This is a genomic window from Streptomyces sp. NBC_01454 (assembly GCF_036227565.1).
GTDB lineage: Bacteria > Actinomycetota > Actinomycetes > Streptomycetales > Streptomycetaceae > Streptomyces.
Map to the genome: position 1 here is coordinate 4,918,479 of NZ_CP109460.1, position 12,157 is coordinate 4,930,635.

The 12,157-nt window shown below is 73.9% G+C and carries 9 protein-coding genes and 1 tRNA gene; 5 read left to right on the forward strand and 5 right to left on the reverse strand.

Annotation, left to right across the window (positions count from 1 at the left end; all coding sequences use genetic code 11):
• Positions 1–50: 50 nt before the first annotated feature.
• The 3 genes from OIU81_RS21910 to OIU81_RS21920 all read right to left on the reverse strand — a co-directional run bounded on the left by OIU81_RS21910 (position 51) and on the right by OIU81_RS21920 (position 2,760).
• Positions 51–1,025 (reverse strand): ribose-phosphate diphosphokinase, encoded by a 975-nt coding sequence (locus OIU81_RS21910; RefSeq protein WP_329150443.1) that lies wholly within the window; start codon positions 1,023–1,025, stop codon positions 51–53.
• Positions 1,026–1,098: 73 nt separating this feature from the next.
• A complete protein-coding gene (gene glmU / locus OIU81_RS21915; RefSeq protein ID WP_329150445.1) occupies positions 1,099–2,556 on the reverse strand; it encodes a bifunctional UDP-N-acetylglucosamine diphosphorylase/glucosamine-1-phosphate N-acetyltransferase GlmU in 1,458 nt (485 codons plus the stop codon).
• Between the two features lie 132 nt (positions 2,557–2,688).
• Positions 2,689–2,760 (reverse strand) — tRNA-Gln (locus OIU81_RS21920).
• Between the two features lie 314 nt (positions 2,761–3,074).
• Here OIU81_RS21920 and OIU81_RS21925 point away from each other — a divergent pair.
• Positions 3,075–4,577 carry a sensor histidine kinase gene (locus OIU81_RS21925; RefSeq protein ID WP_329150447.1) on the forward strand — a complete coding sequence of 501 codons (1,503 nt, stop codon included), beginning with the start codon at positions 3,075–3,077 and terminating at the stop codon, positions 4,575–4,577.
• A 10-nt stretch (positions 4,578–4,587) separates the two neighbouring features.
• Here OIU81_RS21925 and OIU81_RS21930 read toward each other — a convergent pair whose 3' ends face one another.
• Complete coding sequence (locus OIU81_RS21930) at positions 4,588–5,142, reverse strand: SUKH-3 domain-containing protein (RefSeq protein WP_329150448.1); 555 nt, start codon at positions 5,140–5,142, stop codon at positions 4,588–4,590.
• Positions 5,143–5,150: 8 nt separating this feature from the next.
• On the reverse strand, positions 5,151–5,663 hold the full coding sequence (locus OIU81_RS21935) for a YwqJ-related putative deaminase (protein ID WP_329150450.1): 513 nt from the start codon (positions 5,661–5,663) through the stop codon (positions 5,151–5,153).
• 320 nt (positions 5,664–5,983) lie between these two features.
• Here OIU81_RS21935 and OIU81_RS21940 point away from each other — a divergent pair, with 320 nt between their 5' ends.
• The 4 genes from OIU81_RS21940 (at position 5,984) to OIU81_RS21955 (ending at position 12,153) form a co-directional block, all read left to right on the forward strand.
• Positions 5,984–6,991 (forward strand): SMI1/KNR4 family protein, encoded by a 1,008-nt coding sequence (locus OIU81_RS21940; RefSeq protein WP_329150452.1) that lies wholly within the window; start codon positions 5,984–5,986, stop codon positions 6,989–6,991.
• 5 nt (positions 6,992–6,996) lie between these two features.
• Positions 6,997–9,834, forward strand: coding sequence for an SUKH-4 family immunity protein (locus OIU81_RS21945; RefSeq protein WP_329150454.1), 2,838 nt, complete (start codon positions 6,997–6,999; stop codon positions 9,832–9,834).
• 267 nt (positions 9,835–10,101) lie between these two features.
• Entirely contained in the window at positions 10,102–11,037 is a 936-nt protein-coding gene (locus tag OIU81_RS21950) for an LCP family protein (RefSeq protein WP_329155278.1), read from the forward strand.
• A gap of 99 nt (positions 11,038–11,136) precedes the next feature.
• Positions 11,137–12,153: a cellulose-binding protein gene (locus OIU81_RS21955; protein ID WP_329150456.1), complete on the forward strand. Its 1,017-nt coding sequence runs from the start codon at positions 11,137–11,139 to the stop codon at positions 12,151–12,153.
• Positions 12,154–12,157: the final 4 nt, after the last annotated feature.

Below are 12,157 nucleotides of genomic sequence, written 5' to 3' on the forward strand. Positions count from 1 at the left end.
CCGGGAGGCCGCCCCAAAGTCGATCAGTGCCGGCTAGCGCACCGGCCCGTTCACTGCTCCTCGAAGAGGCTCGTCACCGAGCCGTCCTCGAACACCTCACGGAGCGCCCGGGCGATCGTCGGCGCCATCGACAGCACCGTGATCTTGTCCAGCTCCAGCTCCGACGGCGTCGGCAGGGTGTTGGTGAAGACGAACTCGCTGACCTTCGAATTCTTCAGCCGGTCCGCGGCCGGGCCGGACAGCACGCCGTGCGTCGCCGTCACGATCACGTCCGAGGCGCCGTTCGCGAACAGCGCGTCGGCGGCGGCGCAGATCGTGCCACCCGTGTCGATCATGTCGTCGACCAGGACACACACCCGGTCCTTCACATCGCCGACGACCTCATGAACGGTGACCTGGTTCGCCACGTCCTTGTCGCGCCGCTTGTGCACGATCGCCAGCGGGGCGCCGAGGCGGTCGCACCAGCGGTCCGCGACCCGCACCCGGCCGGCGTCCGGCGACACCACCGTGAGCTTGTCGCGGTCCACCTTGGCGCCCACGTAGTCCGCGAGGACCGGCAGCGCGAAAAGATGATCCACCGGGCCGTCGAAGAAGCCCATGATCTGGTCCGTGTGCAGATCCACGGTCACCACACGGTCCGCGCCCGCGGTCGCCATCAAATCCGCGATCAGCCGCGCCGAAATCGGCTCCCGGCCACGGTGCTTCTTGTCCTGACGCGCATAGCCGTAGAACGGCACGACCACGGTGATGCTCCGGGCCGAGGCCCGCTTCAGCGCATCAATCATGATCAGCTGTTCCATGATCCACTTATTGATCGGAGCCGTGTGGCTCTGAATCAAAAAGCAGTCCGCGCCACGCGCCGATTCCTGATAGCGCACATAGATCTCGCCATTGGCGAAGTCGAATGCCTTCGTCGGGACCAGGCCCACACCCAGCTGGTGCGCGACCTCCTCGGCAAGCTCGGGGTGGGCGCGGCCGGAGAAGAGCATCAGCTTCTTCTCGCCGGTCGTCTTGATCCCGGTCACAGCAAATCTCCTCGAATCACAGTTTGCGTGCGCTCAACAAAGGTACGCCCCGCACGGCACACCTCTTGCACGATCACCGCTCGCCCTCGGATTCCTGGCGAGCGGCCGAAGCCGCCTGCGCGGCGGCGCTTCCGGGCCGCTTGCGCGCGACCCAGCCCTCGATATTCCGCTGCTGGCCTCGCGCGACCGCCAGCGAACCCGGGGGCACATCCTTGGTGATGACCGAGCCGGCCGCCGTATAAGCGCCGTCCCCGATCGTGACCGGAGCCACAAACATGTTGTCCGAGCCCGTCTTGCAATGTGATCCGACCGTGGTGTGGTGCTTCGCCTCACCGTCGTAGTTCACAAAGACGCTCGCCGCTCCGATATTGGTGAACTCACCGATCGTGGCGTCTCCCACATAGGACAGATGCGGCACCTTCGTGCCCTCGCCGATCGTGGCGTTCTTCATCTCCACGTAGGTGCCGGCCTTCGACTTCGGACCGAGATCCGTACCCGGCCGCAGATATGCGTAGGGGCCGACATTCGCGCCCGCACCGATACGCGCACCCTCCGCGACCGTGAACGAGGCCACCGCGCCCTCGCCCACCGACGTGTCCGTCAGCCGCGAGTGCGGACCCACCTCGGCGCCGGTGGCGAGGTGCGTGGTGCCCAGCAGCTGGGTCCCCGGGTGCACCGTCGCGTCCGGCTCGAACGTGACCGACACGTCGATCAAGGTCGACGCCGGGTCCACCACCGTCACCCCGGCCAGCATGGCCCGCTCCAGCAGCCGCTCGTTCAGCAGCACACGCGCCTGGGCCAGCTGGACACGGTTGTTGATCCCGAGGATCTCGCGGTGATCGGCGGCCACCGCGGCCCCCACGCGGTGCCCGGCCTCGCGCACGATCCCCAGCACGTCGGTGAGGTACTCCTCGCCCTGGCTGTTGTCCGTGCGCACCTTGCCCAGGGCGTCCACGAGCAGCTGGGCGTCGAAGGCGAACACCCCGGAGTTGATCTCCCGGATGGCGCGCTGGGTGTCGGTGGCGTCCTTGTGCTCGACGATCGCCGTCACCGCGCCGTGGCCGGCCTCGCGCACGATGCGGCCGTAGCCGGTGGCGTCGGGGACCTCGGCGGACAGGACCGTGACGGCGTTGCCGTCCGCGGCGTGGGTGGCGCTGAGCCGCTCGAGGGTCGCGCCGGTCAGCAGCGGGGTGTCGCCGCAGACCACGATCACGGTGCCGTCGAGGGCGACACCGCTCTGGCTCAGCTCCTCCAGGGCCGTGCGGACCGCGTGGCCGGTGCCCTTCTGTTCGTGCTGCACCGCGGTGCGCACGGCGGGGTCGGTCTCGGCGAGATGGGCCCGCACCTGCTCACGGGCGTGGCCGACGACCACGACGAGGTGTTCGGGGTCCAGCTCGCGGGAGGCGGCGACGACATGTCCGACGAGGGAGCGGCCGCAGAGGGCGTGCAGGACCTTGGGGGTCGCCGACTTCATGCGGGTGCCCTCACCCGCTGCGAGAACGACGACGGCTGCCGGGCGGTTGGCGCTCACGGGGATGCCCTTCGGCTTCTTGGCTACTTCGGGTGGTGGTCACCCGAAGGATACCGGTGCGTATTGCAGCCGAAACGCGTGCGGGTCCTGACGTGGTGGTCAGGACCCGGAAATATGCCTGTGGTGCGTCTGCTCCCCTGCCAGGACTCGAACCCGGACATAAGGCACCAAAAGCCTCAGTGCTGCCAATTACACCACAGGGGATGGTAGGGCGAACCGCCCCGGACAAGATGCCGGTCCGGCCGCTCGGCCACCCACACTATGCCGTACCACCAGCCGTTGATGCGACGGTATGGGCCCGCGCTGTGCCGCCGCAGTGCCGCGGGCCGGGTCGCGGGGCGGACGTGTTCCCCGCAGCGGTGGGGCGGGGTGGCGCGCGCGAGTGTACGGGGCGGGCGCTGGGGGATGTCGACAATGTGCGTGAATTTATAGTTCGAGGGAAATCAGGGGATAAGGCCTGGTACTGGGCTGCGCAACTCCTAGGGATATCCGGCACGGGCGCCCGTAGGCTGGGCGGTATGACCGCGACGGGGGCAAGTGACGAAGGCGTGGGCGCGCGGGGTGCGCCGGTGAACGGACCGGTGAACGGGCCGTGGTGGTGGGCCCGGCGGCGGAGCGCCGTACTGGATGTGTTTCTGGCGGCGGCATCCGCGCTGGAGTGTGTGTTCGAGGGAGCGAAATTCGCGGACGAGTCGCAGCTGCCCGAGCTGGTCGGGCTGTTGCTCGGTCTGCTGGCGGGGTCGGTACTGCTGGTGCGACGGCGGTGGCCGGTGGTGGTGGTGCTGGTCTCGATCGCGGTGATGCCCGCGGAGATGGGCGGGCTGCTGGGCGTGGTGGGGCTGTACACGCTCGCCGCGTCGGACCTGCCGCGCCGGATCACCGCGCTGCTGGCGGGGATGTCGGTGGTGGGGTCGTGGGTGACGACGTACCTCAACGTGCAGCAGGGGATGGCCGGGCAGCAGGATTTCCGTCCGCCGCTGTGGTTCGCGCCGGTGACCTCGGTGGCGATGGGGCTGCTGCTGACGGCGCCGCCGGTGCTGTGGGGCCTGTACATCGGCGCCCGGCGGCGGCTGGTGGAGAGCCTGCGGGAGCGGGCGGACGGCCTGGAGCGGGAGCTGTCGCTGCTGGCCGACCGGGCCGAGGAGCGCGCCGAGTGGGCCCGTAACGAGGAGCGCACCCGCATCGCGCGCGAGATGCACGACGTGGTCGCGCACCGGGTGAGCCTGATGGTGGTGCACGCGGCCGCACTGCAGGCGGTGGCGCTGAAGGACCCGGAGAAGGCGTCGCGGAACGCGGGGCTGGTCGGCGACATGGGGCGCCAGGCGCTGACCGAGCTGCGGGAGATGCTGGGGGTGCTGCGGACGGCCGAGGGGCCGGCGGTGCGGGGCGCTTCGGCGCCGGCCGCGCCCGAGCGGCTGGCGGCGGTGGCCTCCCGGGCGGGGGCGCAGGTGACGGAGCGGGACCGGCCGGCGGAGCCGCCCGCGAAGCCGTCCGGGGGCGTGGCCGCAGCCGCGGCGGAGTCCTTGGCCGCCGGCCTGGCGTCCGCCGGGGCACATGTGCCGGAGCAGCGGGCCGGGGAGGCGGCGGCCGAGGGGCCGCACCTCGCGGAGCTGGCGGATCTGGTGGGGCAGTCCCGGGCGGCCGGCATGGCGGTCGAGCTGATGGTCGACGAGGACGCCGGGGGCGAGGCGGCGGCCGAGGCCGGGTGCCGCTACGCGGCGCGCGTGGAGCGGACCGTCTACCGCGTGGTCCAGGAAGCGCTCACCAATGTGCACAAGCACGCGCCGGGTGCGCAGGCGCGGGTGCGGCTGGCGCACCGGGACGGCGAACTCGCGGTCCAGGTGGAGAACGGCCCCGGCGAGAGCGGCGCCGCCGGCGCCGGGCTGCCGAGCGGCGGCAACGGCCTGGTGGGGATGCGGGAGCGGGTGACGGCGCTGGGCGGCGTCTTCGTCTCCGGCCCGACCGAGACCGGTGGCTTCCGGGTGTCGGCGGTCCTGCCGGTGTCCTCGGTGGCGGCCTGATCCCGCCGGCTCAGCCGGCCGCGTGCGGCGCGAGCCGGGTGGGCCGGCTGCCCAGCACCAGCATCCCCAGCGCGGCGTCGATGTCGGGCCCCAGGTACCAGTCGCCGGTGTGGTCGAGGCTGTAGACCCGGCCCTCGGCGTCGATGGCGAGGGCGGCCTGGCCGTACGTGGTGCCGTCCGGGGCGGTGAGTTCCTCGCGGCCGAGCGGGGCCACATCCGTCTCCAGGGCGCGGCCGAGGTCGCCGAGGGTGCGGGCGAGGTGGAGGCCGTGCAGGGGGTCGAGCACGAAGGGGGCGGGGGCGATGTGGCGGCCGGGACCCGGGCCGGTGATGTGCAGGGCGCCGAATTCGGCCCAGACCTCGACGGCGGCCGGGAAGACGGTGTGGCGGTGGCCCGCGGGCGAGGTGTGGGCGCGCAGGGTGTCGGCCCAGTGTTCCGCCTGCTTTATGTCCCAGCGGCCGGGGTGCCAGCCGGCGTCCTGGAGCGCGACGTCGACGGCGGCGGGAAACCGGGTGGAGTCGCCGTGGTCGTGGGCGGCGGTGCGGGGGCCGGGGGTGGTCGGCATGGTGACGGTCAGCTTCCTGTGGGCGTCGCGCCGACGGGCATGACGCCGAAGTGGGCGAGGAGTGCGTCGCAGGAGCGGCACGGCGGGGCGTAACTGCCGTGCCGGGGGTCGCCGTCCTCGCGGATATGGCGTGCGGTGATCTTGGAGTGTTTCAGGGAACGGCGGGCTTCGCCATTGGTCAGCGGCTTGCGGGAGGCGCGCTTGCCGCGGTTGGCCTCGACGGCGGTGAGGTGGCGGGAGAGCAGGACGGCTTCGGGGCAGCGTCCGGTGAAACGTTCGCGCTGTGCGGTGGGGAGCGCGTCGAGGAAATCCTGGACCAGGGGGTGGAGCGTGGGCGGCTGTTCCGCCTTGCTCGCGGTGCAGGTGAGGGTTTGTCCGCGTACTGACAGGGCGGCGCCGACGGTGGGGAGGATGCCGTCGCGGCGGTGGTGGAGGGCGGGCGCGCGATGGGTGTCGGCGGTGCCGCTCCAGCCGATGCGGGGGTCGCCGGCTGCGTTGTGGTGGCGTGCGGTGGTGCTCATTGTGGTGCTTTCCCTCCCCGAATCCCCGTGGTGCTGGGGGTCCCCCCGCCGAAGGTGGGGGAGGGTCAGCCTGCCAAATGTGCTGGGTGTTGCGGTAGTCGGGCGGCCTGTCGGCGATCTCACGGGGAGCTGACGGGGCGTCGGCCGCGGGGAAACGCGGCTGGTCGGCGGGGTGGTGCGCGGGGGGCTCGTGGGTGGTGGGGCGGCGGGTGACATCGGTGTGTCGCCGGGCTGACGTGCGGGGGGACGGGGCGGCGGCCGGTCCGACGGTACGGCTTAGGCTGTGCCCCAAAGCCAGCTTCAGCCAGGGGGCAACCGCGATGACGACAGGTCCGCAAGGGCTGGGGGCACTCCCCGGCCCCCGCGCGGCGGGACATGCCGCGCCACCGAACGCGGCCTATGCCGGGCAGGTCGTACATTTTCCGGATCCGGTGCGTGCCGCGCGCTACCCGGCCGGGGTGCGGATGGACGCCCACGGCTTCCCGGAGTTCACGCCGTACGCGCGCGCCGCGGCGGAGATCGCCGAGCCGCCGGAGGGCTTCGGCGTCGACGAGCTGCGGCTGACGGACTATGTGTCGGCGAACGCCGCGCTGCACGCGCAGGGGCACGAGCTGTGGATAGATGTGCCGGCGGTGGCCACCCCGCACGGCTGGACCTGGCATCACGTGGCCGGTACCCGGCGGATGGAGCTGGTGCCGGTCGAGGTGAAGGCGCTGCTGCGGCATCACGGCGGGCTGGCGACGGCCGCGGTGGCGCACGACCGGCGCGGCACCCGGCCGTTGCAGGAGACCCGGCCGGCGCACTTCGGGCTGCCGCACCGCGATCTGTCGGTGGGTGAGGAAGCGCTGGCACAGGCCGAGGAGTCGCTGGGCTACCGGCTGCCGGAGGCCTATCGCGCGTTCCTGAAGGCGGCGGGCGGGTGCGCGCCGGTGGGCGCGGCGCTCGACGCGGAGTTGGGGCTGCTGGTCGACCAGCCGTTCTTCACGGTGCGCGACGACGCGGCGGTCAACGATCTGGTCTATGTGAACAAGTGCCTGCGGGACCACTTCACCAAGGACTACCTGGGGGTGGCGTTCGTGCAGGGCGGGGTGGTCGCGGTGAAGGTGCGCGGCGAGGCGCTCGGTTCGGTGTGGTTCTGCCCGTACGACGACGCGCGGGACCAGGACGGCTGGACGGTGCAGGAGCGCGTGGAGCGGCTGCTGTTGCCGTGCGGCGCGGACTTCGACGACTTTCTGCTCCGGCTGGCGGGCAATCCGCCGGAGCTGGAGACCGTGGCGGACCTGATGGTCGACGGCGGTTTCGCGTACCAGGTTGCGGTGGGGGGCTGAGCACGGTGGTGACATTCGCGCAGGCGCAGGAGCGCGCGGAGCTGTGGGCGAACGGCGAGGTGCCGCCGCAGCTCCACCGTGAGGTACAGGTGCGGGAGTTCGACCTGGGCTTCGTGGCCTGGGCCGAGGACCGGGCGGGAGGCCCGTCGACGGGCGGCGGCCGGGCCCGGCTGGTGATCGCCCGGGACAGCGGGGAGACCACGCTGTGGCCGGGACTGCCGGTCGGCGAGGTGATCCGGCGCTACGAGGAGGCGTACGGCGCCCCCGCGGACGGCGGGTACGCCGCGCCGGAGCCGCCGCAGCGGATCGACCTGGAGGCCACCTCGTTCCTGCTGACGCCGCCGGAATGGCTCCAGGAGGCGGCCGACGCGCGAGGGGCAGCGGAGCGGCGGGCAGCGGAAGGCACGGGAGCCGCAGGACCGGCCCCGGCCCCGGCCCCGATACCGCCGCCCGCGACCGCTGCCGCGCCCCCGGCCGCGGACGCCTGGGCCGGGGTGAACGTCAACGCCGCCGACGGCGGGCCCGCCCGGGACGGTGCCGGCTCGCCGGATTCCGCCGCGCCGGCCTCGTGGGACGGCGCGGACACGACGCACGGCGCGGGCGGCGAGGACCGCTCGGTGGGGCTGCCCCAGACCGTCTTCGCCCCGCCGCTGGCCGGTTTCGACGAGGCGGACGACACCCCGTCGGCGCCGCGGGCGCGCCCGGAGGCCAAGACCGAACTGCTCCAGGGCGGCAGCCAGTTGCCGCGTACGCAGATCGCGCCCGCGCTGGATCTGCCGGCCGCCGAGGGCGGTCCGGCGGGGCGGCTGCGTCCGGCCGGCGGGCCCGGTGACGGGGTGCTGCCGCCGCCGGTGCCGTCCGCGCCGCCGGCCGCCGCCGGCCTGTCCGCGCTGCCGCCGCCGTCCGGACCGCCGGTCACCGACGTGCCGCCCCCGCCGGGTGCCGGTGGATCCGCCGCGGCGGAACCGGGCGTTCCCCCTCCGCCTGCGCCGCCCGCACCGCCTGTGGGCGGCGGGGTGCATGCCGCGGCGACGATGCTCGCCGACGGCTCGGCGCTGCCCGGCAACGCCGCCGCGGGCCCGCCGCCTCCCGGTCCCCCCGGCGTCGGCCGGGGCGGCGCACCGCAGGAGGCGCCGGAGGCCGACGCCCACCAGGCCGCACCGGCCGGTGGCTACATCCCCACCCAGCTGGTGTCGCAGCTGGACGCCGCGGACGTGGATCTCAGCGCGGTGGACGGGCTGGACGGGACGGGGAAGACCGGCGGTTCCGAAGGTGCCGGCACCACCCCTGACACGGGGGCCCCCGCCTCGGGCGGTGCCCGCTCCGGCGGGGTGCATGCCGCCGCGACGATGCTCGCCGACGGCGCGGCCCTCCAGGTGCCGCCGCCCGCAGCGGGCGGTCCGGGCGCGGCCGGCGGCCCTGGTGTGCCCCCGCCGCCCGGCCCTCCGGGGGTGCCGGGCGCACCCAAGCCGCCCGGGCCGCCCGGGAAGCCGGGCGCGTCCGGGAAGTCCGGGGCGTCCGCGGGCGCTCAGCCCCCCGGCGGCCAGGGCGGTCCGCCTCCGCCGCCGGCCCCGCCCGCCGTGGGCGGTACGGGCGGCGGGGTGCACGCCGCCGCCACGATGCTCGCCGACGGCGCGGCGCTGGCCGCCGGCTCGGGCGGCCCGGTCGGCTCCGGTGCGCCGGGCGTGCCCGGAGTGCCGCACGCGGCCGGTCCCGGCGTGCCCCCGCCGGGGGTGCCCACGGCTCCGCCCGGCCCCCCGCCGGCCCCGCACGGGGCGCAGGGCGCGGGTGCGCCGGTCCCCGGCCAGGGTGCCGGCGGCCCCGGTGCGTACGGCTACCCGCCGGCGCCCGGCGGTCAGCCGACCGTCGGCCCCGGCTACATGGCCGTCCTGAGCTACCGCGCGCCGGACGGCTCCGAGCAGAAGATCGTGCGCCGCTCGGCGCCCGGGACGCCGCACCCCGAGTGGCAGCTGCTGCACGAGCTGCGCGGGATGAACGTGCCGCCGCAGCAGGTGCTGGAGCTGCACACCGAGCTGGAGTGCTGTGATCTGCCGGGCGGGTACTGCGCCCGGATGATCCGGGACAACTGGCCGCAGGTGCGGATCAGCCACACCGCCGCGTACGGCCGCGACCACGCCTCGCGCCAGCAGGGCGTACGGCACCTCGTCGAGCACCAGGGTGAGTTGCACCAGGTCGCGGACGGCCCGGCGCGGCCGGCTCCGGTACGGGTGCCGCTGCCGCACCCCTCGCAGGTGCAGCCGATACCGCCGGTGCCGCCGCAGATGATCGGGCAGGAGCTGGAGCAGGCCTTCGGGCCGCAGGGGATCTTCCGTTTCGAGCAGCGGGCGGTGTCCCGGCACGGGGTGCCCGACGTGGTGGCCCAGATGCTGGTGTGGGCCGGGCTGCCGGTCGACTTCGGGCCGTTCTTCTGGGCGCAGGCGCAGCCGGGCCGCCCGGTGCCGACGCTGGCGGAGCTGGCGGCGGAGCGCATGGTGCAGCCGGCCCCGGATGCCGGCTCGTATCTGGTGATGGGCAACGACTTCGGCCGTCAGCTGTGTGTGCAGTACGGGAGCGCGCACATCGTGGCGGTGCCGATGGAGGCCGGGCCGGGCGGTGCGCCCGCGACTGCGCAGTTCGTCAACTCCGGGCTGCCGGAGTTCGTGCGCGCCCTGGCGATGCTGGGGCGGATGTGGCGGCTGCGGTACGGGCTGACACCGGAGCAGGCGGGCCGCTGGACCGTCGACTTCCAGGCGCAGCTGGTCGCGCTGGACCCGCCCGCACTGGGCTCGCCGGAGACCTGGTGGTCGGTGCTGCTGGAACAGATGTGGGACGGGCTGCTGTAGGGCCGGCCGGGCCCCCAGGACACCGCGGACCGGCGCCCCGGGTGACCGGCGCCGGCGGGCCGTGGCCACCGCGTTCGCACTGCGGTCCGGGCCGGGTGCCCCGACCATGCGTATATGGGCCGTCCGATACCCCCGCTCTCCGCCTCGTCGTCGCCGACGACGTACCGGGCGGAGCGCGCGCGGTGGTGGCACCGCCGACGGGCGGGCAGGCCGCCGGGCCTGCCGGGGCCGCGCCGGCGCCGGTGGTCGTGGCTCCCCACGACGCTGGTGACCCTGCTGGTGCTGGTGCTCCTGGTGGTCGCGGGCGGGGCCTGGCTCTACCTCTGGGCCGAGGGCAATCTGCGGCACGTGTCCGCGCTGGGCGGCTACGCCGGGCGGCCGGCCGCGGGCAAGGGCACGAACTGGCTGCTGGTCGGCTCCGACAGCCGCAGTGAGCTGACCCCGCAGCAGCGCAAGGACCTGCACGTCGGCAACGACCGGGTGCAGAACACCGACACGATCATGGTGCTGCACTCCGGCGAGCACGGCCCCACGCTGGTCAGCCTGCCGCGGGACAGCTACGTACCGATACCGGGCCACGGCAGCCGGAAGATCAACGAGGCCTATGCCGACGGCGGACCGCAGCTGCTCACCCGAACGGTGGAGCAGGCGACCGGACTGCGCATCGACCGCTATGCCGAGGTGAACTTCCTGGGCTTCGTGCAGATCGTGGACGCGCTGAACGGGGTGCGGCTGTGTCTGGACAAGCCGTTGAAGGACGAGAAGTCGGGGGCGGACTTCCCGGCCGGCTGCCGGCGGATGAACGGCACCGAGGCACTGGCGTACGTCCGCGCCCGGTATGCCGACCCCGACGGAGACCTCGGACGGGTGAAGCGCCAGCGGCAGCTGATCGGCGCGGTGGCGGACGGGATGGCGTCCTCGGACGTGTACCTCGACCCGTCCCGGTCCAAGCGGGTACTGGATGCCTCGCTGGCGGCGCTGAGGGTGGACGACGACGCGGATGTGGCGCAGTTGCTGGGTATGGGCAGGTCGATGCGGCAGATCTCATCGGGCGCGGGGACGGCGACGACGGTGCCGGTGATGCGGCCCGGAGTGATGGTCAGTGGTGTCGGCTCGGTCCTGCCGTGGAAGGAGAACGGGGCGAGCCGGTTGTTCCAGGCCCTGCGCGACGATGATCGGATTCCGACTTCTGCCGATAAATGACGCATCCTGTGGGGTGGGTTGGGCGGAGTGTCGTGATGAGGGCGCTTCGCACCGATCCCACGAGAAGTGCGGGTCATTGCGCGGAGAGGGGCTTGAAGGATGAGTGCATCGGTTTCGCCTCACGGGTTCGAGACCGTACGAGGGCGCGGCTACCGGCCGGAGGACGTGGACCGTCGCGTGGAGGGGATCTCGGTCGACCGCGACTCCTGCTGGGAGCGCGCCGCACGGCTCACCGTCCTGTCCCACGAGATGGAGGCCGAACTCACCGAGCTGCGCGCCTATGTGGCGCAGCTGCCGCCGCAGACCTTCGAGTCCCTCGGCAGAGAGGCCCGGCTGATCTTCACGACCGCGCAGTCCGAGGCGGCGCGGCTGCGGGCCGGGGCGGAGCGGGAGGCCCGGCAGGCCGGCGACGAGGCCGCCGCCTACGCGGACGAGGTCCGGGACGTCGCCGAGCGGGCGGCGTACGCCCTGCGCACCGAGGCGGAGGCGTGGGGCCGGCGCACGGAGGAGGCGGCGCGCGGTGAGGCCGCGGAGCTGGCGGTCACGGCGGCCCAGGAGGCCGCGGAGCTGCGGGACGACGCGGCCGAGGCGCTGGCGCAGGTGCGCGCGCGGACCGCGCAGCTGCTGTGCGACCAGGAGAAGCGGCAGTCCCAGGAGTGGGACGCGGCCGGGCAGGAGCTGGCGGAGCGGGAGGCGGAGACCGACCGGCTCCTCATCGACTTCGACGCCCGGGGGAAGGCCGCCCGGGCCGACGCCCAGCGGCGGTACGCGGAGGCGGAGGAGGAGGCCCGCCACCGCCAGGAGGACGCCGACGGCCGCGCCGCCGGAATGCTGGCCCAGGCCCGCGCCGAGGTGGAACGCATCGAGCGGGCCTCGGAGCGGATCGTGGCCGCCCATGACGCGGAGCGGGCGGAGGTCCGGGTCCACATGGCCCACGTCCGCACCAGCCTGGCGGCGCTCACCGGGAAGACGCCGGTGCCCGAGGAGCACGACGCGGGCACGGAGGAGGCGGGGGAGAGCGGACGTGGCGCTCGCCCCGGCCGGTTCACGGGCTCCGACGCGGAGGACACCGTCGAGACGCAGGTGCCCCGCAGCCGCGGCAGCGCGGACTCCTGAGACC